The sequence below is a fragment of the Streptomyces krungchingensis genome (genome assembly GCF_054729265.1).
Genome location: NZ_JBPUKY010000001.1, coordinates 5499968 through 5525157, shown reverse-complemented (window position 1 = coordinate 5525157; position 25190 = coordinate 5499968). Strand labels below are relative to the sequence as shown.

General features: G+C 70.1%; 20 protein-coding genes and 1 tRNA gene. 7 read left to right on the top strand and 14 right to left on the bottom strand.

Annotated features, from left to right (window positions below; genetic code table 11):
- Window positions 1-54: 54 nt before the first annotated feature.
- A complete protein-coding gene (locus ACSYGO_RS24310; RefSeq protein WP_460387628.1) occupies window positions 55-2055 on the top strand; it encodes a serine/threonine-protein kinase in 2001 nt (666 codons plus the stop codon).
- A 132-nt stretch (window positions 2056-2187) separates the two neighbouring features.
- Here ACSYGO_RS24310 and ACSYGO_RS24305 read toward each other — a convergent pair whose 3' ends face one another.
- On the bottom strand, window positions 2188-3780 hold the full coding sequence (locus tag ACSYGO_RS24305) for a hypothetical protein (RefSeq protein WP_460387626.1): 1593 nt from the start codon (window positions 3778-3780) through the stop codon (window positions 2188-2190).
- A 269-nt stretch (window positions 3781-4049) separates the two neighbouring features.
- A complete protein-coding gene (locus ACSYGO_RS24300; RefSeq protein WP_003999697.1) occupies window positions 4050-4178 on the bottom strand; it encodes a DLW-39 family protein in 129 nt (42 codons plus the stop codon).
- Between the two features lie 339 nt (window positions 4179-4517).
- Between ACSYGO_RS24300 and ACSYGO_RS24295 the strand changes: the two genes are divergently transcribed.
- Complete coding sequence (locus tag ACSYGO_RS24295; RefSeq protein ID WP_426677058.1) at window positions 4518-4907, top strand: DUF6344 domain-containing protein; 390 nt, start codon at window positions 4518-4520, stop codon at window positions 4905-4907.
- A 22-nt stretch (window positions 4908-4929) separates the two neighbouring features.
- Here the strand turns inward: ACSYGO_RS24295 and ACSYGO_RS24290 are convergent, their stop codons facing one another.
- On the bottom strand, window positions 4930-5163 hold the full coding sequence (locus ACSYGO_RS24290) for a hypothetical protein (protein ID WP_432186250.1): 234 nt from the start codon (window positions 5161-5163) through the stop codon (window positions 4930-4932).
- Window positions 5164-5634: 471 nt separating this feature from the next.
- Window positions 5635-6057 (bottom strand): helix-turn-helix domain-containing protein, encoded by a 423-nt coding sequence (locus ACSYGO_RS24285; protein WP_028799379.1) that lies wholly within the window; start codon window positions 6055-6057, stop codon window positions 5635-5637.
- A 374-nt stretch (window positions 6058-6431) separates the two neighbouring features.
- On the opposite strand from ACSYGO_RS24285, the gene ACSYGO_RS24280 reads away from it, so the two are divergent.
- The 4 genes from ACSYGO_RS24280 to ACSYGO_RS24265 all read left to right on the top strand — a co-directional run bounded on the left by ACSYGO_RS24280 (window position 6432) and on the right by ACSYGO_RS24265 (window position 9309).
- Window positions 6432-7025, top strand: coding sequence for an RNA polymerase sigma factor (locus ACSYGO_RS24280; RefSeq protein WP_435222624.1), 594 nt, complete (start codon window positions 6432-6434; stop codon window positions 7023-7025).
- Window positions 7022-7834, top strand: a complete 813-nt coding sequence (locus ACSYGO_RS24275; RefSeq protein WP_460387623.1) for a BN159_2729 family protein — start codon at window positions 7022-7024, stop codon at window positions 7832-7834. The genes ACSYGO_RS24280 and ACSYGO_RS24275 overlap by 4 nt, the downstream gene beginning before the upstream one ends.
- Entirely contained in the window at window positions 7831-8532 is a 702-nt protein-coding gene (locus tag ACSYGO_RS24270; protein WP_460387621.1) for a WhiB family transcriptional regulator, read from the top strand. The genes ACSYGO_RS24275 and ACSYGO_RS24270 overlap by 4 nt, the downstream gene beginning before the upstream one ends.
- 138 nt (window positions 8533-8670) lie before the next feature.
- Window positions 8671-9309, top strand: coding sequence for a hypothetical protein (locus tag ACSYGO_RS24265; RefSeq protein ID WP_460387619.1), 639 nt, complete (start codon window positions 8671-8673; stop codon window positions 9307-9309).
- Window positions 9310-9427: 118 nt separating this feature from the next.
- On the opposite strand, the gene ACSYGO_RS24260 is transcribed toward ACSYGO_RS24265, so the two are convergent.
- The 10 genes from ACSYGO_RS24260 to dnaA all read right to left on the bottom strand — a co-directional run bounded on the left by ACSYGO_RS24260 (window position 9428) and on the right by dnaA (window position 24652).
- The gene (locus ACSYGO_RS24260) at window positions 9428-10858 is read right to left on the bottom strand and encodes a PA14 domain-containing protein (RefSeq protein ID WP_460387617.1); all 1431 of its coding nucleotides are present in this window, start codon (window positions 10856-10858) and stop codon (window positions 9428-9430) included.
- 262 nt (window positions 10859-11120) lie between these two features.
- Window positions 11121-11197, bottom strand: a tRNA-Ile gene (locus ACSYGO_RS24255).
- A 101-nt stretch (window positions 11198-11298) separates the two neighbouring features.
- Window positions 11299-11988, bottom strand: coding sequence for a DUF3566 domain-containing protein (locus tag ACSYGO_RS24250; RefSeq protein ID WP_426677065.1), 690 nt, complete (start codon window positions 11986-11988; stop codon window positions 11299-11301).
- Between the two features lie 18 nt (window positions 11989-12006).
- The gene (gyrA, locus tag ACSYGO_RS24245; protein ID WP_426677066.1) at window positions 12007-14601 is read right to left on the bottom strand and encodes a DNA gyrase subunit A; all 2595 of its coding nucleotides are present in this window, start codon (window positions 14599-14601) and stop codon (window positions 12007-12009) included.
- A 42-nt stretch (window positions 14602-14643) separates the two neighbouring features.
- Window positions 14644-16707 (bottom strand): DNA topoisomerase (ATP-hydrolyzing) subunit B, encoded by a 2064-nt coding sequence (gene gyrB, locus ACSYGO_RS24240; protein ID WP_460387615.1) that lies wholly within the window; start codon window positions 16705-16707, stop codon window positions 14644-14646.
- Window positions 16708-17390: 683 nt separating this feature from the next.
- Window positions 17391-17969: a DciA family protein gene (locus tag ACSYGO_RS24235; RefSeq protein WP_095935451.1), complete on the bottom strand. Its 579-nt coding sequence runs from the start codon at window positions 17967-17969 to the stop codon at window positions 17391-17393.
- The gene (gene recF / locus ACSYGO_RS24230; RefSeq protein WP_426677068.1) at window positions 17966-19087 is read right to left on the bottom strand and encodes a DNA replication/repair protein RecF; all 1122 of its coding nucleotides are present in this window, start codon (window positions 19085-19087) and stop codon (window positions 17966-17968) included. The genes ACSYGO_RS24235 and recF overlap by 4 nt, the downstream gene beginning before the upstream one ends.
- 128 nt (window positions 19088-19215) lie before the next feature.
- Window positions 19216-20091 (bottom strand): phosphogluconate dehydrogenase (NAD(+)-dependent, decarboxylating), encoded by an 876-nt coding sequence (gene gnd / locus ACSYGO_RS24225; RefSeq protein WP_460387613.1) that lies wholly within the window; start codon window positions 20089-20091, stop codon window positions 19216-19218.
- A 191-nt stretch (window positions 20092-20282) separates the two neighbouring features.
- The gene (gene dnaN / locus ACSYGO_RS24220; RefSeq protein WP_095935448.1) at window positions 20283-21413 is read right to left on the bottom strand and encodes a DNA polymerase III subunit beta; all 1131 of its coding nucleotides are present in this window, start codon (window positions 21411-21413) and stop codon (window positions 20283-20285) included.
- 1172 nt (window positions 21414-22585) lie between these two features.
- Window positions 22586-24652 (bottom strand): chromosomal replication initiator protein DnaA, encoded by a 2067-nt coding sequence (gene dnaA / locus ACSYGO_RS24215; protein WP_460387611.1) that lies wholly within the window; start codon window positions 24650-24652, stop codon window positions 22586-22588.
- Between the two features lie 397 nt (window positions 24653-25049).
- On the opposite strand from dnaA, the gene rpmH reads away from it, so the two are divergent.
- Window positions 25050-25187 carry a 50S ribosomal protein L34 gene (gene rpmH / locus ACSYGO_RS24210; RefSeq protein WP_003949374.1) on the top strand — a complete coding sequence of 46 codons (138 nt, stop codon included), beginning with the start codon at window positions 25050-25052 and terminating at the stop codon, window positions 25185-25187.
- Window positions 25188-25190: the final 3 nt, after the last annotated feature.

Sequence of the window (25190 nt, the reverse complement as noted above, 5' to 3'; positions counted from 1 at the left end):
GGCATCTCGGGAGAGGTCTCCTGACCGACCGCCGAAGGGGAGCGACACACGACCATGGGTGAGGTCTTCGCCGGCCGGTACGAACTGGTCGACCCGATCGGCCGCGGGGGAGTCGGTGCGGTCTGGCGCGCCTGGGACCACCGCCGCCGCCGGTACGTGGCCGCCAAGGTGTTGCAGCAGAGCGACGCGCACGCGTTGCTCCGCTTCGTGCGGGAGCAGGCGCTGCGGATCGACCATCCGCATGTGCTGGCTCCCGCCAGCTGGGCCGCCGACGACGACAAGGTCCTGTTCACCATGGACCTCGTCGCGGGTGGCTCCCTGGTCCACCTGGTCAATGACTACGGTCCCCTGCCGGCCCCCTTCGTCTGTGTCCTGCTCGACCAGCTGCTCGCGGGCCTCGCCGCCGTGCACGCGGAAGGCGTCATCCACCGGGACATCAAGCCCGCCAACGTGCTGCTCGAGGCGACCGGCATGGCCCGTCCGCGACTGCGGCTGTCGGACTTCGGCATCGCGATGCGCCTCGGCGAGCCACGGCTGACGGAGACCAACTACGTGGTGGGCACCCCGGGTTACTTCGCGCCCGAGCAGATGCTGGGCGCCGAACCGGACTTCCCCGCCGACCTGTTCGCCGTGGGTCTGGTCGCCCTGTATCTGCTGGAGGGCGCCAAGCCCGACGCCAAGGCGCTGATCGAGTACTTCGCCGCGCACGGCACGCCGTCCGCCCCACGGGGCATACCCGAGCCGCTGTGGCAGGTCGTGGCCACGCTGGTGCAACCCGACCCGCACGCGCGGTTCCGCACCGCGACGGGAGCGCGCAAGGCGCTCGCCTCGGCCGCCGAGCTGCTGCCCGAGCCCGGTCCCGACGACGAGTTGATCGAGGTGTTCGACCAACTCGGGCCGATTCCCGAAGGGTTCGGACCGAAGGGACCGCTCAAGACCGCGCCGGCCGCATCCCGGTCCCGCGCCCCCGGCCCACTGCTCGAGGACATCACGTCCGAGGACACCGCGTCCGACAGCACCGCTCACGGAGACAGCGGGTATGGGGACAGCTCGTACGAGGGCGGCGTTTCCGAGAGCGGGCGGACGGGATCTCGTACCGGGTACGCGAGTCCCGAGCCGCGCGCCGATCGCATACGGCCTGCCGTCCGTGCCGGTGACGCGGAAGACGAGTCCGCCCCCAGCGCCGTACAGGCGGACTCCCCACCGCGCGGCGCGCAGCCGAACTCCCTTCTCGGCGACACGAATCCGGTGTCCGCCCTTCGCAACGAACAGCGACTGTCCGCGTCCGGCACGGCCGAGCCGGGCCCCGCGCCCCACACCGCGGAGCAGAAGCCCGTGTCCGGCACGGTGGGCCCGGAGCTCGCGCCCGGCATCGCACGTCCGGAGTCCCAGGCCGGCACTTTGGCCCCGGAGTCCGCGCCCCGCACCGCAGGCCCGGGCCCGGAGTCCGTATCCCCATCCCACGGTGACCCGTCTCGGTCCGCGTCCGGCGCCGTCCCTCCGCTGCCGGCCTCGATGTCGGACACCGGCAGTTTCCATCTGCCTCCGCCGCAGCCGGACGTCGCCGAAGGAGAAGCGCGGCGGCAGCACGAGCGGGCCGCCCAGCAGGTCCCACAGCAGCCGCCCCGCCCGCAGGATCAGGCCCTGCCCCAGCCACAGGCCCAGGCACAGGCCGAACAGGCATGGCACAAGGCCCGGCCGCTCGCTCCTCCCGCCCCGGTCGTGCCGCCCGTGCCCGCTCCTCTGCATCCTCCGGCCTTCGAACCGACGCCGACCCCCACGCCCAGCGCCGCGCCCACTCCAACGCCCACGCACGTGCCCTCCCCCCAGCGGCCCGCGGCTCCTGCCGCCACGATGCACCAGCCCGCGTACGCCTCTACTGCTTCATACACCGCTCGGTCCCCGCAGGTTCCACCTCAGGCGCGACGGGTTCCGGTGCATCGTGCGAGGCGGGCCAGGCCACGTCCCGGACCGCCCGCGAAAGTGGCCGTCCCGATGTTCCTCATCGCGCTGGCCTGCTTCGCCGTGGGCTTCTGGGCGCTCACGCAGATCTGAACCAGGCCGATCCGAATCAGGCCGGTCCGAACCAGGACGGTCCGAACCAGGACGGCCCGAACCAGGACGGCCCGAACCAGGACGGCCCGAACCAGGACGATCCGAACCAGGACGATCTGAACCAGGAGGGCGCTACCAACTCCTCGGCGCCCCGCGCTCCCACGGCGCCGGGACCGCGGCCGAGGCCGTGTCCGCGTCCTCGGGTGCCGGAACAGGTCGCCGCCGGGCGAGCACCGTCCACACCCCGAGGATCAGCATCAACAGACTCCCCGTGCCGATCCCGCCCGCGGCGACCACCCTCATCGTGGCGCTGTCGCTGCCGGCGCCCGTGCCGTCGGCCCGGTCACGGCCGCCGCCCTCGGGACTCGCACCGCCCACCGCACCCTCGGCGTCGGCCCCGTCGTCGGCCTGGTCGTCGGCGTCGTCCGCCGGGACGTCGAACGCGTCGCGGGGTTCGGGTCGCCCCGCATACGACGGCCCGGCCCGCACGGCACCGTCCCTGCGCACGCTCAGCGTCAGCCCCAGCGGCCCGTCGCCGAACCGGTCGGCGACCTGAGCGGCGAGATGGACGACGAGGTAGTACGAGCCCGCGAACCGCATGCCGCTCACCCGGTCGCTGAGGGCGTACCGGTTCTCGTAGGCGACGGCGGGCAGCGGTTCGAGCACGGCGGACCGCTGCCCGCCGTCGTATCCGGAGCCGACGTCGTCGACGAAGCCGCGCACGGGGTTGTAGAGGGACATGACGAGAGCGGTGCCCACCGAGCCCTCGCCCCGGCCCGAACTGCCCAGCGCGGCGGTGACGTGCAGCTGTTGTCCCCAGTCGAGCGGCACCTTGTAGAAGAGCGTCTGCCCGGGGCTGATCCCGTCCTGCCAGATGCCCTGGCGCAGCGACGTCGCGGTGCTGAACCCGGCGCCACCTCGGCGGCGCTTCGGATCGCCGGTGAGGGGTTCCGGTGTGGCGGAGTTCCAGGTCTCCGGGGCGGTCGTCGAGCCGGTCTTCCGCAGGCCCGGCTCCGACACACAGTCGAGTTCCAGGTCCCAGACGCCGGACGAGGACCCGGCCGTGCCGCTGCGTTCGACGACCACGTAGTACGTCCCCGCCGTCTGGCACGCGTACGGATGGCCGCTCGTCTCCCGGGTCGCCCAGGCGGCGATCGGGTGGGAGCTCTGCGTGGCGCCGAAGTGCGCGGTCCCGGAGAAGGAGCAGTTGCGGCTGTTGCCGTCCTGCACGGACACCTTGATGCCGTCGGAGTAGGAGACGCTCGTACCCGGCCTGGGGACGGCGGTGGCGGAGACGTAGGCATTGGACACGTCGTCGAGCACCAGGCGGTAGTAGAGCTTGCCGTCCTTGCCGATGGAGCTCCGGTAGGCCTTGCCCGGCTCCAGCCGTACGGCGCCCGTGGTGCCGGTGGCGCCGTCGACGCTCGTGGCGTCCTCGGCGAAGGCGTACGGCGTCGGTTCCGCGTCGGCCACGGCATCCCCGGCGGTACGCGCGCCACCCCCATCCGCACTGACCGTGCGCGCGCCACCCCCGTCTGCGCCGACCGTGCGCATCGTGCCCGCATGGGCCGCGATCGGGCGCGTGCCACCCCGGTCGCCCCCGACCTGCTGCGCGCCGTCCGCGTCGGCCGCGCCTGCCTGCCAGGTCGGCACGAGCACCGCGACCAGCGCGGCTCCGGCAGCCGGCAGCGCCCGGCCGAGCCACCACACCGTGCGCCGCCCCATCACGCGCCACCCCTCGTCAAGGCCCCGGAATCGTGGGCCCATCCTGCCCCGCCCGCCACCGCACCACCCGCGCTATCCGCACAAGCGGCCGAAACGGCGCGTACCCCCGAGATGCGCACGGTCCTCGTCGCGGTGCGCCGAACGCACGCAGGCCGTCGGTCGTCACTGCGGGTGCCGTGGAGAACCGGCGGCACCGCAAACGCCCGCGGAGAACACAAAACCCCGACCGCGAGGGCGGCCGGGGTCTGCTCTGAGACTGTTGTCGATACTCACGAACCCGTGGGCACGGAGTCAGTCGCCTCCGTCCACAGATCCTGCTCGGCGCGATCCGCCTGGATCTGGCGGTACACGAGGAGCCCGCCGATGGCGGCCAGTGCGACCAGGAGAAGCTTCTTCACCGCGCGACCTCGTCTTTCGTTGACGTAGGGGACCTCTGGCGCCCGACTATACACACCGACCGATATCGATCGGTGACCTGCGTCGGCCCCCCAACTCGCGGCCGGAACAGCGCAGTAGAAGTCACCCGATCCGCTGCGACCAGAGGGTGAGCACACCTCCACGGAAGGTGACTTTGTCCCCTCTAAGCCCTTCTCCTCCACTTTGCAGCTCTCATGCACCCATCCGAGTGGGTGTTGATCAGAAGATCGACGCGCCGCGAGCGTGGGTCCACCACTTCGAGGGCCCCATACACATCATGAGGAAAGTACGCAAATCGCCCAACCCGAAAGTGAGGGAACATGGCCAGGAACCAGGTCATGAAACTGTGGACCGCCATCGTCACCGCCTTCCTCGCCCTGTGCACGACACTCGGCCTCGTCACCACGACCGCCGCCGCGGCGGTACCCCAGCCCGAGCCCGAGCGCAACACCAGCGTCCCGGCCGAGACACTCCCGGAGCTGCCGCTCTGGGGCTGGTCCCCGACCTGGTCCGCCGACAGAGGACTTCCGCCGACGATGAAGCAGCGCATCCGCGCCGAGGCACACGGCTCTTCCCCCGCATGCCGTCACCGCCCCTCCACGGACACGACTGCCTTCATGAACGCGCTGACCGACTCCACGGCCGCCACCGACCACGTCGACACGGCCGGCTCCACCTCCATGGTCGGCTGTCACACCGGTACACAGTGACGGGCATCGACCGCTCTGCGTGTCAGCGGGTGTCGGGAGCCTCGACCGCACCGAGAAGTGCGAGTTCGCCGGGCAGTTCCACTCGTGTGCCGCAGAAGCAGAGAAGTGCCGCGTCGGCAGTGGACGGCGCACCGAGGTCGATCGTGAGGATCTCCTGCACTTCCCGCAGCAGTTCGCCGGTCTCGATGCCTCTCGCCACGAGGATGCTGACCTCGTCAGGGTCCCAGACGGCGATTTTCGGCAGATCGTCCGCCACGCAGATCAGGATGCACACAACTACCTCCCCAGGGAATGACCCCAGGCATAAAGTGATCCCGCTCCGGGAGGCCAGCGGCCCCCCGTTCGTACTCACGCGTCCAAGCCATGAGAGACCCGTCGAAGTGTTCCGCCCGGATGTCCGCACCGCGGAGAACACGGTCGCACCACGATCGGAACGCCTCACCGGCAAGGCCGTGCCCCGGACAACCGCCAGGACTTCCCACGGATGCGTCCGGGCCCACCGGCCGGCGCAGGCCCTTCGGACGACGAAAGACCCGCAAGCGACGTACGACCCGCGGACGGCATACGGCCCGCGGACGGCATACGCCTTCAGGCGACGGACGGCCTGCGCACGACGAGCCGCCCTCAGACCTGAACGACCCGCAGACCGCGAACGGCCTTCAGACCTGAACGACCATCAGACGTGAACGACCTTCAGACGTGAGCCACTTTCAGACGTGAGCCACTTTCAGATGACGCGACTCAGCTGGAGCATCGCCTCGGCGTTCTTGACCAGGGCACGCTGCCTGGACTCGGGAAGTTGCCGGTAGAGCTTCAGCAGCTGGGCCTCCCGCTCGTCCCCGCTGGGGCCGGGAACCGGTCGGCCGACCGTCGCGAAGAATTCCCGCGGCGTGGTCTTCACGCCCCAACGACGGAACACTTCCACCATCGCGCGGAGCTTCTCGGGATCGATACGGGACGTTCCACGGGTCCGATTCATCCACGCGTTGAGCGTGGGATACGAGATGCCGGCCTGTTCGGCCAGATCCTTCTGCGTCCTGTCCGGCACCTGAGCAAGGAGACGTTCCAGCAGTGCGGCAAGGTCCTCACCCCCGTGGGCGACACCCTCGCCGGAGCCGGGTTCGCCGGGTTGATGAGGCTGCTTGGTCACGTTCCCGAGCATCGACCAACAACATCCACATGCGCAAGTAGATCGCAGATTGACATCCGGCTTTCTCGGAGCCCGGAGCACTCCACCCCGTTCACGCACGACCGCACGCCCCCACACCCCCGTCGCCGGTTCGCACGGGCCTCACACTCTTGACAGAATCTACATCTACACGCACACTGTAGATCACATCGATCACATGGGCCTCCGTCGCCCCAGCCGGCACTACGCGGCGACAGACGGATCAGACTCCTCGCACCACTCCTCACTCGCGCCACGTGAATCTACATCTACACGAAGATTGAGTACTTCGCGTTACGGCCCGCGAGGCCTTGCGCCGAATCCACGAACCTCTGTGACAAAGGAGCGCACAAGCCGTGTCCCCGCAGATCACATGTGAGACCGCGCCGCCGGGAGCGGCGGAGCCCGAATGCGTCGCACGGGCCCGTGCCGGCGACCGGGCGGCCTTCGCCGCGCTGTACGAGGAACACCGGAGATCCGTGTACCGCTACCTGCTCCTGCGGACACGGAACCGGCACCTCGCCGAGGACCTCACCCAGGAGGTCTTCGCACGGGCCCTGCGCCGCATCGGCACCTTCACCTGGCAGGGCGTCACGTTCGCCGCCTGGCTCCTCACCATCGCCAGGAACCTGCACCTCGACGAGGTGCGGACGAGCCGTACCCGGCTGGAGACCCTGGTCCCCGAACCCGCGGACGTCGACGGGTCCGACCGGAGCGCCGAGTCCACCGCCCTGCGCGTACTGGAGGCGGTCGAGGCGTGCGACGCCGTACGGAACGCGCTGAACACCCTCAGCCCTCATCAGCGGCAGTGTCTGGAGCTGCGCTTCCTCGGCGGCATGTCGCCCGCGGAGACGGCACGCACGATGGGCCGCAGCGTCGGCGCGGTCAGAGGGCTCACCTTCCGCGCGTTACGGAAGGTGCGGACGTCGACGGAGGCGAACGCGGCGTGAACCGGAACCTCCCCCATGCCGCGCGGGTGATCCGTGCGGCCCTGACGGCCGGTGGCGTGGATCCGGTCGCCGCGGCGGCCCACGCCCTCGACGGCGAGCGCCTGCTGGTCGATCCTGAACGCTCCTACGGCATCGTCCTGCACCGCACCCCGGCCGGCGGCTGGTCCTGCGGGCTCCGCGGCCCGACGGACCTGGAACGCCAGGCACAAGCCCGGGACGCGTCCCGCGCGCACGCCCGCCGCCTCGCGACCGCCATCGAGCGGCACATCGGCCGGCACCAGGACTTCCACAGCGTCCGGGCGGACGGCGATCGGGTGCGTGTCGTGCTGCACGTCGTCGACCGGGACCAATGGATGCGGTGGCGGGCGCACTTCGGCATCCCCCACACCACCGAGCGACTCCTGCCGCACGCGGTGACGGGCGAGTGCCGGTACGAAGGGGTACGGGTCTCGGTGCTGGCGTACGAGCCGCGCCGGACGCCGCACGACGCACAAGGCACGCCACCGGCCAGGCCGTTCGAGTTCGAGGGCCGGAGGTACGACCTGGCGGTGCCTCAGCGCGACGCGCACGGCAACGTCTGGTACTTCCAGGGCTGGAGCACCGACGACGGCATGCCGCTGCTGTCGGTGGACGGGCGTCCTGAGCGGTGCTCGCTCGCCAATGTGGCCACGTACATGGGCCCGTTGTCACCCTCCCGGGAGCCGGTGCGGAGCCCCGTCCCCGACGCGGCCGGCGGGCGCACCCGCACGGGACCGGCCGTGCGTGGCCCCGTCGCCGTGCCCATGACGCGGCGCGGGCGCGCGCGATGAGTGCGACGAGTGCGATGAGTGCCCACGGCGACAGCGCGCGGACCCCGGCCGCACGGCGTCTCCCGGTCCGTGAAAGGGCCGCCGTCCCCGGCGCAGGGGCACAGCGGAAGAAGTCGGCCGCACCGCGCCCGGACGAGGGCCATGGCGTTCCGGACTGGGAGCTGCGCGCCGCGTGCCGCGACGAGGACCCCGAACTGTGGTTCTCCGGCCGGACGCGTGAGACGGCCACGGCCATATGCAACGCGTGCCAGGTGCTTCCGGAGTGCCGAACCGCCGTGCTGCGCCGCGAGGCCGGCCTGTCCCGGTGCGACCGGGCGGGCATCGTCGCGGGCCTCACCGGCTCCCAGCGCTACGAACTGGAGAAGCGCCGTGCCCGGCAGCCCGCGCCTGCCGCCACGCGTCCCGTCGAGGCGGGCCGCTCGCGCGGGGAGCCCGCGCCCTGCGGAACACGCGCGGCGTACCAGCGGCACGTGCGCAGGGGCGAGCCGGCCGACGAGGCGTGCCGGGCCGCCAATGCCCGCGACGCCCGCCTCTACCGGCGTACCGGGTCGACGGTGCGATCCACCGACGGTCCGGCGCGCGACGGCCACGGCGGCCCGGCGGCGTCCCCGGCCGTGCCGGGCACCGCCCCGGCCGCCGTGCGGGCCTCTTTCCCCATGCCTCCCCCTGTTCCTTCCCCCGCGCCCGCCTCCGCCTGATCCGGACGGGCGGGGCCGGGGGCGTCTCGGACACCGCGGGAACCACCCGCCCGGGCCCGGCCGGCCCCCTCCGGGCGCCTCCCCGTCGGGCACCACCTGGTCCCGGCGTCCGTCCCGGGCCGCACTCTGGAGCACCTCATGTCCCCTTCCCTCACGCCCCCGCCCCCTTCGTGGGATCCCGAGTACGCACCGGAGGCGACCTGGGCCGCATCGGCAAGGCCCGGCCCACGGAGGTCCCATCGCGCCCCCGGTCGCGTCCGCGGTCTCCTCGACACCGTCCTGCGGCGCGGCCACCCCGACCCGCATCCCGACGCGGCCGGTACCCCCGTACGGCACCCGGCGGACGTCCTGGACGCGGCCGGCGCACAGGCCTCCCCCCACGAGGTGACCCGCTGGCAGCGGCACGCCGACGCGTACGAGCGGCTGAGCGACGGTCTGGACCGGGAGCGGGCGCATCTCCTCGCCTGGCTCGCGGCGTTGCACCCGGCGACCGCCGTCGTCACCCCCGTGACGGACGACGGCGACGGCGACGGCGACGGCTGGGAGGTCCTGCACCTGGCGGCCGGGGGCGAGGTGATGTCCTGGCCGATCTCCCCCAGGAACGCGCACCTGTTCCGTCACGCACCGCGGCGTACGCCCCGGCCGGGCGAGGCGTACCCCGGCGCGGGCGACCGCGAGACGGAGGCGAAGTACGCGCACATCCGCCGGCACATCCGCCTGCTGGCTCTGGAGGACGGTGTGGCGGCGCTCGTCTCGGAACTGCGGCACGGCGGCTGACGAACGCCCGGGCGCGGCGTACGGGGCGCGTGACCGAGACGACGAAGGCCCCCGACCGTGATCGGTCGGGGGCCTTCGGACCGGTGGACCCACCCGCAGGGCGTGGCCCCCGTGCCTGTCAGCCGATCCGCACGGTCACGGTCTCGATCGTGCTGGACGGCGAGTAGTTCCCGGCCGCGTCATAGGTACGGGCCCGGTAGTCGTAGCTGCGTCCGTCGGCGGGCAGCGGGTCGCAGACGGTGGCCGTGGCGGTGGCGAGGCGCGGGTCGAACCCCTTGTGCAGGACCACCGACCAGGTGTCCGTCCCCGCTTCGCGGCGCTCGACCTCCAAGCCGACGAAGTCGCGGATCGGGGCCGGCGTGCTGTCGCCGGCGGTCGCCTGGATGCCGCTCGCGCAGGTCCCCAGGGTCAGATCGGGGGCGTAGGCGGGGGCTATGCCGTCGGGGATGTCCAGCCAGAGCTCGTTGGTGGCGGTGGCGTCGAGCCAGAGCGGGTTGTAGGTGGTGGTGCCGCCGTCGTTGGTGACGAGGACGCGGTAGTGGCGGGTCTCGCCGTCGGCGGTGACGGGGCCGGTGGTCCAGGTGCTGCCCTTGGTGGTGCCGAGCGGGACCCACACGTAGGAGCCGTCCACCTTGTCGTTGCTCAGGACGGTGTAGTGGTCGAAGTGCGCCTCGGTGTTGAGGGGCCACTTCAGGGTGACGTTGCCGGTCGCCTTGTCGTAGGTGCCGGTCAGGGAGGCGACGACGGGCAGGGGGCGGACGATGGTGTCCGTGCTGCCCGACGAGGTGTTGCCCGCCTTGTCCCGGGCGCGGACCTCGTAGTAGTAGGGCGTGCGGTCGTCGGGGTTGACCAGCTGGTCGGTGTGGCTGCGGGCGGTGGTCGTGGTGACCTTCGTCCAGGTGCCGGAACCGACGGGCCGCCGGTAGAGGGAGTAATCCGCCAGGTCCATCTCCTTGTTGGCGGACCAGGAGACGGTCGTCCTGCGGGTGGTGGTGTTGTAGGCGGTCTTCACGCCGGTGGGGGCGAGCGGCTTCGTCCTGTCGTACGTGGCCGAGGTCCGCGGGGTGTACGTGTACTTGACCTTCGCGGCGCCGGTCCAGTTCACGTAGTCGACGCGGAGGGTGTGCTTGCCGGAGGGGACGGTGAGATTGACGCTCTTGGAGCGGGCGGTGTCACCGGTGCCCTTCCACAGGTCGATCTTGCGGACGCCGTCCAGGTGGACGCGGACGCCGTCGGTGGCGGAGGCGGTGAACGTGAAGGGGCCGCCGGAGCCGAAGTCGCGGGTCACCGACCAGCGGACGCCGAAGCCGTTCGACGGCACTCCGGAGACCGGGCTGCCGGACCAGCTCTGGCTGATCGCGCTGTCGCAGTCGGTCTTCACCGGAGCCCCGGAGAACGAGGTGTTCTTGTAGAACGTCCGCTTGTAGACGTCGGTCGAGCAGGTGACGTCGGCGGCCGCCGCCTGCGGGGCGGCAGTCAGCAGGCTGCCGAGGACGACGGCGCACAGGGCACCACCGGTCCGGGCGACGACGAGACTCTTCTTGTGCACGGAGGCCTTCCACGCTGTGCGGGACGAAGTACAGCGTGGAGACTCGTGAGCCCGGAGGAAGGTTGCACGGCGCACGCCCCGGCGTGAAGGGGGCTCGAAGGACGATCGCCCGGCCCCTGGAACGCGTCGGCCGGCACCGGACCGGAACCCGGCCCGCCTGGCCTCCCTGCGCGCCGTGAGCCCCCGGAGGATCCGACCGCCGGTCGACGGCGGCCGTGGATGCAGAAGACCCCCGGTCCGTGTGGACCGGGGGTCTTCGTGCTGGTGGGGCTAACAGGATTTGAACCTGTGGCCTCATCCTTATCAGGGATGCGCTCTAACCAACTGAGCTATAGCCCCGCCGCGCTGTGCGGTGTGTGTCCCGCGCGCTGACCTCTGAAGATTAGCGCACGACGCGGCCAGTCCCAAAATCGATAGTCGGGAGACGTTTGAACGGAGGTTCACTCGTCCTCGGCGAGCGTGAGCTCGACACCGCCGACGAAGCCCGCGGACAGGTTGTAGATGAACGCTCCGAGCGTGGCCAGCGCGGTCGCCAGGACCACGTCGATGACCGCGATGACGGACGTGAACATCAGGACGTGCGGGAGCGACAGGTACGACTGGAGGTCGAAGCCGTTGGACTCGTTCGACCCGGTCGCCTCGGAGATGGTGCCGCCGACGGTCGAGAAGACGCCCATCGCGTCCATGACCATCCACAGCACCGCCGACGCCACGATCGTGCAGATGCCGAGCGCGATGGAGAGCAGGAAGCTGACCTTCATCACCGACCAGGGGTCGGCCTTGGCCACCCGCAGTCGCGCCTTGCGCGTCCGCGGTGTCGTACGGGCACCGGTACGCGGCCGGCGCACCGCGCTCGAAGACGTCTGAGCCGGGTAGGCCTGCGGCGGGTGATAGGGCTGGCCGGGCTGCTGGGGCTGACGCTCCCCGGGCAGCGGCGAGCCCGGCGCCAGGGGCGCCCCTGCCGGGGCCGGCTGGCCGCCCGCGTACTGCTGGGCCTGCGGGCCTCGGGTGTCGGTCACAGTTCCCCCCTGGGAAACATGAGAGTCATGGGAGTCAGTCGCATCCGTGGCGGGGCCACGGCCGCCGTCCGTTTCCGTACCGGTCGATCCGGCGCCCGTGGCTCCGCTCACGATGACTCACTCCTCGCGCTACTCGGCCGAGGACTGCTCGCCCTCGTCCGTACCGATGGCCTCGGCGCCTTCGGCGGACTCGTCCACGGTGATGTCACCGTCGACCTCCTCCGCCTCACGACCGGCCTCGGCGTTACGAGCGATACCGACCACGGCATCGCGCTTGCCCAGGTTGATCAGCTGGACACCCATGGTGTCACGGCCCGTCTCCCTGACCTCGTTGACTCGCGTACGAATCACACCGCCCGACAGTGTGATGGCGAGGATCTCGTCGGTCTCCTCGACCACCAGTGCACCGACGAGGGAGCCGCGATCCTCGACGATCTTGGCGGCCTTGATACCGAGGCCGCCGCGACCCTGGACGCGGTACTCGTCGACAGCGGTCCGCTTCGCGTACCCACCGTCTGTCGCAGTGAACACGAACGTACCGGGTCGAACAACATTCATCGAGAGAAGCTGATCGCCCTCGCGGAAACTCATGCCCTTGACGCCCGAGGTCGCACGGCCCATGGGGCGCAATGCGTCGTCCGTCGCGGTGAACCTGATCGACTGGGCCTTCTTGCTGATCAGCAGCAGATCGTCCTCGGCCGAGACGAGTTCGGCTCCGATCAGTTCGTCGTCGGAACCGTCCTCCGTCTCACGGAGGTTGATCGCGATGACGCCGCCCGAGCGGGGCGAGTCGTAGTCCTTCAGAGGCGTCTTCTTCACCAGGCCGCCCTTGGTGGCCAGGACCAGATAGGGCGCCGCCTCGTAGTCACGGATCGCGAGGATCTCGGCGATCGCCTCGTCCGGCTGGAAGGCCAGCAGGTTGGCGACGTGCTGACCGCGTGCGTCCCGGCCGGCGTCCGGGAGCTCGTAGGCCTTCGCACGGTAGACGCGGCCCTTGTTGGTGAAGAACAGCAGCCAGTGGTGCGTGGTCGACACGAAGAAGTGGTCGACGATGTCGTCTTCCTTGAGCTTCGTGCCGCGTACGCCCTTGCCGCCGCGCTTCTGCGAGCGGTAGTCGTCCGTCTTGGTGCGCTTGACGTAGCCGCCGCGCGTGATGGTGACGACGATGTCCTCTTCGGCGATGAGGTCCTCGATGGACATGTCGCCGTCGAAGGGCACCAGCTTGGAGCGGCGGTCGTCGCCGAACTTCTCGACGATCGCGGCGAGCTCCTCGCTGATGATCCCGCGCTGGCGCACGGGCGAGGCGAGGATCGCGTTGTACTCGGTGATCTTCACCTGGAGCTCGTCGTGCTCCTGGATGATCTTCTGACGCTCCAGGGCGGCGAGCCGGCGCAGCTGCATCTCGAGGATGGCGTTGGCCTGGATCTCGTCGATCTCCAGGAGGCCCATCAGGCCCTCGCGCGCGATCTCGACCGTGTCGCTGCGCCGGATCAGCGCGATGACCTCGTCGATGGCGTCCAGGGCCTTCAGCAGACCGCGCAGGATGTGCGCGCGCTCCTCGGCCTTGCGCAGCCGGAACTTCGTCCGGCGGACGATGACCTCGATCTGGTGCGCCACCCAGTGGCGGATGAACGCGTCCAGGGAGAGGGTGCGCGGCACGCCGTCGACGAGCGCCAGCATGTTGGCGCCGAAGTTCGTCTGCAGGTCGGTGTGCTTGTACAGGTTGTTCAGGACGACCTTGGCGACCGCGTCCCGCTTCAGGACGATGACCAGCCGCTGGCCCGTGCGCGACGAGGTCTCGTCACGGACGTCCGCGATGCCGCCGATCTTGCCGTCCTTGACGAGGTCGGCGATCTTCTGGGCGAGGTTGTCCGGGTTGACCTGGTAGGGGAGTTCGGTGACCACCAGGCACTGGCGGTTCTGGATCTCCTCGACCTCGACGACCGCGCGCATGGTGATCGAGCCGCGGCCCGTGCGGTACGCCTCCTCGATGCCCTTGCGGCCGACCACGAGGGCGCCGGTCGGGAAGTCGGGGCCCTTGATGCGCTCGATGAGGGCGTCCAGGAGCTCCTCGTGGGAGGCCTCCGGGTTCTCCAGGTACCACTGGGCGCCGGCCGCGACCTCGCGCAGGTTGTGCGGCGGGATGTTGGTGGCCATGCCGACCGCGATACCGGCGGAGCCGTTGATCAGCAGGTTCGGGAAGCGGGACGGCAGGACGGTCGGCTCCTGGGAGCGGCCGTCGTAGTTGTCCGTGAAGTCGACGGTCTCCTCGTCGATGTCGCGGACCATCTCCATGGACAGCGGCGCCATCTTGCACTCGGTGTAGCGCATGGCGGCGGCGGGGTCGTTGCCCGGGGAGCCGAAGTTGCCGTTGGAGTCCACCAGCGGCATGCGCATCGACCACGGCTGCGCGAGGCGGACCAGCGCGTCGTAGATCGAGGAGTCGCCGTGCGGGTGGTAGTTGCCCATGACGTCGCCGACGACGCGGGCGCACTTGTAGAAGCCCTTCTCGGGGCGGTAGCCGCCGTCGTACATGGCGTACAGGACGCGGCGGTGGACGGGCTTGAGGCCGTCCCGCACGTCGGGCAGCGCACGCGACACGATGACGGACATCGCGTAGTCGAGGTACGAGCGCTGCATCTCCGTCTCGAGCCCGACGGGCTCGACACGCAGGACGATCTCGCCGCCCTCTTCAGGCGTACTGGGGGTGTTCTCGTCGGCCATTGCTGGTGAAGATCCTTTCCGGTGCGGTCAGCTGAGACCGACTCAGATGTCGAGGAAGCGGACGTCCTTGGCGTTGCGCTGGATGAACGCGCGGCGCGCCTCGACGTCCTCGCCCATCAGCACCGAGAACAGGTCGTCGGCCTGGGCGGCGTCGTCGAGGGTGACCTGGCCGAGGACGCGGTGCTCCTGGTCCATCGTCGTGATGCGCAGTTCCTCGGCGTTCATCTCACCGAGACCCTTGAAGCGCTGGATCGAGTCCTCCTTGACGCGCTTTCCGCGCTGACGGCCCATCTCGAGCAGCGCGTCGCGCTCGCGGTCGGAGTACGCGTACTCCATGTCGTCCCGGCCCCACTTGATCTTGTAGAGCGGGGGACGGGAGAGGAACACGTGCCCGGCCTCGACCAGCGGCCGCATGAAGCGGAACAGGAAGGTCAGCAGCAGGGTGTTGATGTGCTGGCCGTCGACGTCGGCGTCCGCCATCAGGATGATCTTGTGATAGCGGAGCTTCTCGATGTCGAAGTCCTCGTGGACTCCGGTGCCGAAGGCGGAGATCAGCGCCTGGATCTCCTGGTTCTGCAGGATCTTGTCGATCCGCGCCTTCTCGACGTTGAGGATCTTTCCTCGGATCGGGAGGATCGCCTGGTACTGCGGGTTGCGGCCGGACTTGGCCGAGCCGCCGGCGGAGTCACCCTCGACGATGAAGATCTCGCACTTGGTGGGGTCGTTCGACTGGCAGTCGGAGAGCTTGCCCGGCAGGGACGCCGACTCCAGGAGGCCCTTGCGGCGGGTGAGGTCACGCGCCTTGCGGGCCGCCACGCGCGCGGTGGCCGCCTGGATGGACTTGCGGATGATGTCCGCGGCCTCGTTCGGATTGCGGTCGAGCCAGTCGTTGAGGTGCTCGTAGACGGCCTTCTGCACGAAGGTCTTGGCCTCCGTGTTGCCCAGCTTGGTCTTGGTCTGACCCTCGAACTGCGGCTCGCTCAGCTTGACCGAGATGATCGCGGTCAGACCCTCGCGGATGTCGTCGCCCGTGAGGTTGTCGTCCTTCTCGCGAAGCAGCTTCTTGTCGCGCGCGTACTTGTTGATCAGCGAGGTCAGCGCCGCACGGAAGCCCTCCTCGTGCGTGCCGCCCTCGTGGGTGTGGATGATGTTGGCGAAGGAGTAGACGCCCTCGCTGTAGCCGCTGTTCCACTGCATCGCGACTTCGAGGGAGAGGCTCTTGTCCTTGTCCTCGGCCTCCAGGTCGATCACCGTCGGGTGCACCACGTCTCCCTTGCGGGAGTTGAGGTACTTCACGAAGTCGACGATGCCGCCCTCGTAGTGGTACGTGACGGTCTTGACCTCGGCGGTCTCGTCCGCGCCCGCCTCGTCCGCTCCGGAGGTGGCCTTCGCCGACTCGCGCTCGTCAGTGAGTTTGATCGTCAAACCCTTGTTGAGGAACGCCATCTCCTGGAAACGCCGCGAGAGCGTCTCGAAGGAGTACTCGGTGGTCTCGAAGATGTCCGGGTCGGCCCAGAAGGTGACCGACGTGCCCGTGTCCTCCGTGGCCTCGTGCTTGGCCAGCGGGGCGGTCGGGACGCCCATCTTGTAGTCCTGCGTGTGGCGGTGGCCGTCGGTCCTGACCTCGACGGAGACCTTGCTCGACAGGGCGTTCACGACGGAGACGCCGACGCCGTGCAGACCACCGGAGACCGCGTAGCCGCCGCCCCCGAACTTGCCGCCCGCGTGCAGCACGGTCAGCACGACCTCGAGGGCCGGCTTGCCCTCGGAGGCGACGATGCCCACCGGGATGCCTCGGCCGTTGTCGACGACGCGGACGCCGCCGTCGGCCAGGATCGTCACCTCGATGGTGTCCGCGTAGCCGGCCAGCGCCTCGTCGACGGAGTTGTCGACGACCTCGTACACGAGGTGGTGAAGTCCGCGCTCACCGGTCGAGCCGATGTACATGCCGGGTCGCTTGCGGACCGCGTCCAGACCCTCGAGGACGGTGATGGCGCTGGCGTCGTACGAGGATGAGACCTCGCCAGTGGCGCCGGCGTCGGTGGACGGGATGTTCTCGTTGGGGTTGCCGGAATCGGCCACGAAGCGCCCTTTCTGGCACAGCACAAGCCAAGCTCCCGGCGGGTGGCCGGAGCGGCTGCGGCGTGTTGCGTTGGTAAGCCTTAGTCAGCGTTGCTCGGTGTGTCCCACAAGTGGGGCGGGATTAGCCTCCAGTCTACCGGTAGCGCCGACAGTGATGGGGGTTTGCCGGTACCTGAGTCCGCATGTGCCGCCCTGAACCGGTCTCGGCCGACTCCCCATATACGGCCCCGGGCCCAAAGAGGCTCACAGCGGCACTCAGCGCTTCCGGCTGTCAACCCTTGGCTACTGCGGAGTCAGGTCGGTGTTCGCAACCGCGTGGGGTGGAACCGCGCCGGGCCCCGGAGCGGGGCGGGAGCGGCCTCTGAGAAGGCTCGGTGATGCCTCGCGACAGCCGACGATCTGCGGATCGTCACAGGTCAGAACGCCTTCCGGTGCCCGTCGGACTTCGGCGGTCCCACTGCCGCGGGAGGTGGTCCGCGCCGCGCCCGGGGCAGGGGAATCCTCCGGCCGGATGAGGTCGGGTGCGGCGCGGAGAGGGCGGACGGAGGGCGAGGGCGCGCCCCGGGCGGCCGGGCGGCGCGGGGCGCGTCTGCGGTGAAGGCCTGCGCCGGCTGTGACAGAAGTGTCGACCGAGGCCGAGGTATGGCCGAGACATTCCGTCCGCCTCGGGTGCGGGCGCGCGAGTCGAGCGTGTCGGCCGAACGCGATCAGCCGTAGGTGTCGCCGGGGCCCGTGCTCCCGGGCGCGCGCAGCGGACCGAAGCGGCGGGCGGGGCCGCCGGGGCCCTGCACCTTGATCAGGCGCACCGTGCCGTGCCCGAGGTCCTGGTTCAGCCGTGCGACCAGCTGCGGAGCCAGCAGCCGGAGCTGGGTCGCCCAGGCCGTCGAGTCGCACTGCACCGTCAGCACCCGCTCGGCCGGGTCGTCGTCGTACTTGACCGGCACGCAGTGCTTGGCCAGGTCGTCGCCGACGATCTGCGGCCAGCGGCCCATCACCCCGCCGACCGCGGCCGGGGTCTCCCAGCCGCGCTCGGTCAGCAGCCGGTTGATGGCGGAGCCGAGCGCCATGGGGTCGCGTCCGTCGGCGCGTGCGCCGGAGCGCAGGCCGCCGCCGCGCCGTGCCTGCTTCCGCTGCTGTGCGGCGTCCCCACGCGCGCGTGCCTGCTCCTTCGCCGCGCGCAGGGCCACGCGCGCGAGGTCGACGCCGGAGGGCTCGGGGGTCTTGCCGCGGGCGTCTCCCGCACCCTTTCCGGTGCCGGGTGTCGCGTCCGGTGTGTTCTCCGTCATACGCGTTCCACCGTGCCCTCGGACACGGCGTACCGCGTCCCCGTCAGTACGCCCGGTACGTCGTCGTCCACCGCGGCGGTCACCAGGACCTGCTCGCCGGGCGCGACGAGTTCCGCGAGGCGCTCCCTGCGGCGGCTGTCGAGCTCGGCGAACACGTCGTCCAGGACCAGCACGGGTTCGTTGCCCTCGGCCCTGAGCAGGTCGTACGAGGCCAGGCGCAGCGCCAGCGCGTACGACCAGGACTCGCCGTGCGAGGCGTACCCCTTGGCGGGCAGCTGACCGAGTTTGAGAAGCAGATCGTCACGGTGGGGCCCGACAAGGGTCACGCCTCGCTCGATCTCCTGCTTGCGGACCTCGGCGAGCGCCGTCATCAGCTGCTCGTACAGCTCCTCGCGCGCGTGCGCCTCGCCGGGTGCGGACGGCCGGTACTCCAGGGTGATCGGTCCGCCGCCGGGAGCCAGCTGTTCGTAGGCCTTGTCGGCCAGCGGCTGGAGGGTGGCGACGAGGTCGAGCCGCTGGGCGAGCAGTTCGGCGCCCACGCGCGCGAGGTGCTGGTCCCAGACGTCGAGTGTCGACAGGTCCATGGTGCGTCCGCCGTGCCGGCGGGCCAGTGCGGCGGACTTCAGGAGGGTGTTGCGCTGTTTGAGGACCCGGTCGTAGTCGGAGCGGACGCCGGCCATGCGCGGGGAGCGGGCGGTGATCAGCTCGTCGAGGAACCGGCGCCGCTCCCCGGGGTCGCCCTTCACGAGGGCGAGGTCCTCCGGGGCGAACAGCACGGTCCGTACGATGCCCAGCACGTCACGCGGTCTGACCTGCGAGGATCTGTTGATGCGGGCTCGGTTGGCCTTGCCCGGGTTCAGCTCCAGCTCGACGAGCTGCTGCCGGTCGCCCTGCCGGACGTTGGCCCGGATGATCGCCCGGTCGGCGCCCATGCGGACCAGGGGCGCGTCGGAGGAGACACGGTGGCTGCCGAGGGTCGCCAGATAGCCGACCGCCTCGACCAGGTTCGTCTTGCCCTGCCCGTTGGGCCCCACGAACGCGGTGACGCCCGGGTCGAGCGGGACCTCGACCCGGGCGTACGAGCGGAAGTCGGCCAGCGACAGATGCGTGACGTGCATGGTCGTTCGCCGACCTCCCCCAGCGTGGTGTCTCGGTTCTCCCGAGGCCCGGGTCTCCCCGGCCCTCCGGTTTTCCCCCGGCTGTGGACAACCGGGTCACCCCGGGTGTGGAGAACCCGGGGCTCGGATCAGGCCTTCTCGACGGAGTGGCCGCCGAACTGGTTGCGCAGTGCCGCGATCATCTTCATCTGCGGCGAGTCGTCCTGCCGCGACGCGAAGCGCGCGAACAGCGACGCGGTGATCGCCGGCAGCGGCACCGCGTGGTCGATGGCGGCTTCCACAGTCCAGCGTCCCTCGCCGGAGTCCTGTGCATAACCCTTGAGCTTGTCCAGGTGCTCGTCCTCGTCCAGGGCGTTGACCGCGAGGTCGAGCAGCCAGGAGCGGATGACGGTGCCCTCCTGCCAGGAGCGGAAGACCTCGCGCACGTCCGTGACGGAGTCGACCTTCTCCAGCAGCTCCCAGCCCTCGGCGTAGGCCTGCATCATGGCGTACTCGATGCCGTTGTGGACCATCTTGGCGAAGTGGCCCGCACCGACCTTGCCGGCGTGCACCGCCCCGAAGTCGCCCTCGGGCTTGAGCGCGTCGAAGACCGGCTGCACCTTGGCGACGTTCTCCTTGTCGCCGCCGTACATCAGCGCGTAGCCGTTCTCCAGGCCCCAGACACCGCCGGAGACGCCGCAGTCGACGAAGCCGATGCCCTTGATGCCCAGCTCGACGGCGTGCTTCTGGTCGTCCGTCCAGCGGGAGTTGCCGCCGTCGACGACGACGTCGCCCGGCTCCAGCAGGGCGGCCAGCTCGTCGATGGTGGCCTGGGTCGCGGCACCGGCCGGGACCATGACCCACACCACGCGCGGGCCCTTCAGCTTGCCCACAAGTTCTTCGAGGCTGTGGACATCGGCGAGGTCCGGGTTGCGGTCGTATCCGATGACGGTGTGGCCTGCGCGGCGGATTCGCTCGCGCATGTTGCCGCCCATCTTGCCGAGGCCGACGAGACCGAGCTCCATCAGTGGTTCCTTAGGGTTGCGACGTGGCATGAGGGCACTCTCGTACCCGTGTCAGAGCCTAAGCCTGGCGGTACCACCCACGCCTTTCGGGCAGCGGTGGAGCTCACGCACATCTGTGGGCATACCCGCTCAGACGGTCGCCACATCGTGGACACGCGCGCCGGACCGGGCGGCCCGGCGCGCGAGGAGGCTCAGCCCGACAGTCGCACCGGCATGATCAGGTACTTGTAGGCCTCGTCGGCCTCCGCGTCGACGGCCGGCTTGCCGCTCAACAGCGCGGGCTTCGTCGACGTCGTGAAGGACAGCTGGGCCACCGGCGAGTCGATGGCGCTCAGACCGTCGAGCAGGAACGTCGGGTTGAAGGCGATCGAGATGTCGTCGCCGTCCAGCTGGGCGTCGACCCTTTCCACAGCCTGTGCGTCGTCGCTGGAGCCGGCCTCCAGGATCAGCACGCCCTGCTCGAAGCTGAGGCGCACCGGGGTGTTCCGCTCGGCGACCAGGGCCACACGCTTGACGGCCTCGACGAAGGGGGCGGTCTCGATCACCGCGACCGAGTTGAACTCCGTCGGGAACAGCGTGCGGTACTTCGGGAGGTCGCCCTCGAGCAGACGGGTGGTCGTGCGGCGTCCGGCGCCCTCGAAACCGATCAGGCCCTCGCCCGCGCCCGAGCCGGAGAGCGCCAGGATGACGCTGTCGCCGCTGGTGAGTGCCTTGGCGGTGTCCAGGAGCGTCTTGGCGGGCACCAGGGCGACCGCGGACGCGTCCGGGTTCTCCGGCTTCCACAGGAACTCGCGGACCGCGAAGCGGTAGCGGTCGGTGGAGGCGAGGGTGACGGTGTCGCCCTCGATCTCGATGCGCACACCGGTCAGGACGGGGAGCGTGTCGTCGCGGCCCGCGGCGATGGCGACCTGCGCTGCGGCCGAGGCGAAGACCTCACCGGGGACCGTGCCCGTCGCCGACGGCATCTGGGGCAGTGCCGGGTACTCCTCCACAGGCAGGGTGTGGAGTGTGAATCGCGAGGAGCCGCAGACCACGGTCGCCCGTACACCGTCTGTGGAAATCTCCACCGGTCGGTTGGGGAGGGCGCGGCAGATGTCCGCGAGCAGACGGCCGGAGACGAGGACGGTGCCCTCCTCGTCGACCTCCGCGTCCACGGAGACGCGCGCCGAGACCTCGTAGTCGAAGCTGGAGAGGCTCAGGGCACCCTCCTCGGCCTTCAGGAGGAGGCCGGCGAGCACAGGCGCCGGCGGACGGGCCGGGAGACTGCGTGCCGCCCAGGCCACTGCCTCCGCGAGTACGTCGCGTTCCACCCGGATCTTCACCGTTGCCGCCTCCGTCTGTTGCCGGCGCTCTCGCCCTGCTGGCCTTCGTCGTCCCGGTGTCGCTCCGCCTTGTGAGGGGAAGGACACCGGGGACCAGTCTGACGCACCGCGCTGACAGTCGGTGCCCCTCGGGGTCAAGTCGTGCCGAGCGGCAGTCGAGCCGCCGAGAGCAAGTTGTGCACAGCCCCGTCTTCGAAACGATTCCCAGGCTCTCTCTAGTTGGGAGTAGTAGTAGGGCCTGTGGATACCGTGGATAACCGCGTTTTCGCAGGTCAGGCGGGATTTTTTGTCCACTGGCCCTGTGGGCGGAGGCGGTGGACAACCGGGCGCTTCTGTGGACGACGAAAAGTTCTGCACACTCGATGCACAGCCTCGGGCCACTTCTCCCCAGCGCCGTCCCCAGCTTTACCCACGTTCCCCACAGCCCAACCCGGCACCTCGATGTGACGCCTTTCACTCGACACGGTGAGAAGGCGCGTCACGTTGCCGAACAGTGGACAGACGTGTGGAGAAGCTGGGGATCGCTGGGGACAACCGGCTGAAGCCTGTGGGTCGACGGTGGACAACTCCGTGCACACCCTGTGGATCTTTTCTTCGTCCACAGTCTGTGGAGAGCGTTCGTCCACGAATCCACAAGCGGTTGACCTGGTCTGATGGTCTTTCAACAGCTCCGCCTGTGGACACAGTCTGGACAACTTCCCAGTCCCCAGGGTGTGGACGCCAGAAAGTCACCGAATCTGTGGAGAGCGGCCGTAACCGGGCTCTTAATCGAACAGCTGATGTCGTGCCGGTTGCGACGCGGACGGGCCGGACGACCCTCCGAGGGGGTGCCGGAGCCTCCCGGGGCGGCCTTTCGGAGCGTTTTCCAGCGGGCTCACGCCGGCTCGGAGCGCTCGGAACCGGCGGGGGAAGCCCTCCTGTGGAACCGGCCGGAGCTTCCCGGAGCGGGTGCCGCGACCTCTCGTGACGCCTGTCTGAGGGGTGAGCGGCCGCCGCGGACCCGCCAGAGACGCCCCGAGACGGCAGAGACGCCCAGAGACGCCAGAGACGCCGCCGGCGGGCCGCGACGGCCCGCGGAGAAGCGGAGAACGCGAAAGGCGCCCGCGGAGACATGCCCCGGGGCGCCCTCAGCCGCGTACGGCCGTCGTCCTCTAGGACGCACGGCCACGCGGTCAGCCGTTCTTGATGCGGTTCGTGAGCTCGGTGACCTGGTTGTAGATCGAGCGGCGCTCGGCCATGAGCGCGCGGATCTTGCGGTCGGCGTGCATCACGGTCGTGTGGTCGCGGCCGCCGAACTGCGCGCCGATCTTCGGCAGCGACAGGTCCGTGAGCTCGCGGCACAGGTACATGGCGATCTGCCGGGCCGTCACGAGGACACGGCTGCGGGAGGAACCGCACAGGTCCTCCACCGTGAGACCGAAGTAGTCGGCCGTGGCGGCCATGATCGCGGTGGCCGTGATCTCGGGAGCCGAGTCCTCGCCGCCGGGGATCAGGTCCTTGAGGACGATCTCCGTCAGACCGAGGTCCACGGGCTGCCGGTTGAGCGACGCGAACGCGGTCACCCGGATCAGCGCGCCCTCCAGCTCGCGGATGTTGCGCGAGATCCGCGAGGCGATGAACTCCAGCACCTCCGGCGGGGCGTTGAGCTGCTCCTGCACCGCCTTCTTGCGGAGGATCGCGATGCGCGTCTCCAGTTCGGGCGGCTGGACGTCGGTGATCAGACCCCACTCGAAACGGTTCCGCAGCCGGTCCTCCAGTGTCACCAGCTGCTTGGGCGGCCGGTCGGAGGACAGCACGATCTGCTTGTTCGCGTTGTGGAGCGTATTGAAGGTGTGGAAGAACTCCTCCTGCGTCGACTCCTTGTCCGCGAGGAACTGGATGTCGTCGACGAGCAGGATGTCCATCTCGCGGTACCGCTTGCGGAAGCTGTCGCCCTTGCCGTCGCGGATGGAGTTGATGAACTCGTTGGTGAACTCCTCCGAGCTCACGTAGCGCACCCGCGTGCCGGGGTAGAGGCTGCGGGCGTAGTGCCCGATCGCGTGCAGCAGGTGCGTCTTGCCGAGTCCCGACTCCCCGTAGATGAAGAGGGGGTTGTACGCCTTGGCAGGTGCCTCGGCGACGGCTACGGCGGCCGCGTGCGCGAAGCGGTTCGAGGCGCCGATGACGAACGTGTCGAAGAGGTACTTCGGGTTCAGGCGCGCGGTCGGCTCACCCGGACCCGACGCCGGCGCGGGCTTCGCGGCCAGCGGGCCGGGCGCGCCGGAGGGAGGCAGCGAGGGGCCGCCGCGGTGCCCGGGTCCGGCGCCGCCCGGGGACGGATCCTGGAGGTCCCGGCGGTCGGTCCGCTGGTCGTAGTCGCCCCGCGGCTGGTCGTAGTCCTGGCGCTGCTGCTCGTACGGCGGGCGCTCCATCGACTGCGGCCGGTAGTCCTGGCCGGGTGAGGCGTACGGATCCCGCTCCGGGAAGCCGAGCCGCTGCTGCTGCCAGCCGTAGTCGTCCTGGGAGTGCCGCGGCCAGGCGCCCGGCTCGGGCCGCTGGTAGTCCGGGTAGGCGGGCCGGGCCGTCGGCAGCTGGTCCTGGCGTCCCGACGGCAGCTGGTCACCGGGACCGCCCGGGAGCTGGTCGGCGCGGCCACCCCTGTGGTCGTCGGCGCGGTGGCGGCCGTACCCCTCGTACTCGTCGCGCCGCTGGCCGTCGTAGCCACCGCGGTCGTCGCGGGCCGGGGCGTCGTAATCGCGTCCCTGCGTTTCGTAGGGGCTGCGGTCGTCGCGTGACGGGGAGCCGTAGGCCGCCCGCTCGTCCCCGGCCTGGGAGCTGTAGCCGGCGCGGTCGTCGCTCTGGGATCCGTAGCCGGTGCGCTCGTCGCCGCCCTGGCCGTCGTACGCGTCACGGCCGTGGCCGGGCCCGGAGGGGAGCTCGGGCTCCTCGTAGCGCGACGGGGCGGACGGGGCGGGGGGCTCGCCGACGGAGTCGTCGACGGTGATCGCGATGCGGATCGGACGGCCGCACTCGCGGCTCAGGGTCTCACTGACGATCGGCGCGAGACGCCCTTCCAGTACGCCCTTCGCGAACTCGTTCGGTACCGCGAGCAGGGCGGTGTCGGCGACCAGCGCCAAAGGCTGGCAGCGTTTGATCCAGTGCTCGTCCTTCGCCTCGACACCCTGCCCGCGGCCCTCACCGAGAAGTTGTTCCAGAACTCGTGGCCACACTGCGGCAAGATCGGCAGGTACGTCAGCCACAGGGCACGCTCTCTCATGGGTCCCACGAACGTGTGGTTCTGGGAACGGGTCGGGAAGTCAGTCGGGTGGGGCGGGGGGAACAAAACCGCTGGGGCGGTGGGAAGGGAACGAATCGGAGTTCAGCCACGGTAGTCAGGGCGACCGGTGCGGTTCAAGTTGTTGTCCCCAGCCTGTGGATAGTGTCTCCCGGCACGAGCTGGTTTGACCGGATGGCGTAGCCGCGCGTACCGTAACCAGGTCGAGTTGTCGATGGCTGCTGCCGCCTGCCTCCGATGGGCATAGATCACGTCGAGTGATCGGGAAGCGGTGCACTCGGGCGTAATACGAGCTACTCGTGGGCGCACGGTGACAGCCAGGACGGCACCCCGCCATTACCGATTCTTTCTGGAGCCCCCGAGTGAGCAAGCGCACCTTCCAGCCGAACAACCGTCGTCGCGCCAAGACCCACGGCTTCCGGCTGCGCATGCGCACCCGTGCCGGCCGCGCGATTCTCGCGTCCCGCCGTGGCAAGGGTCGCGCCCGCCTGTCCGCCTGATCG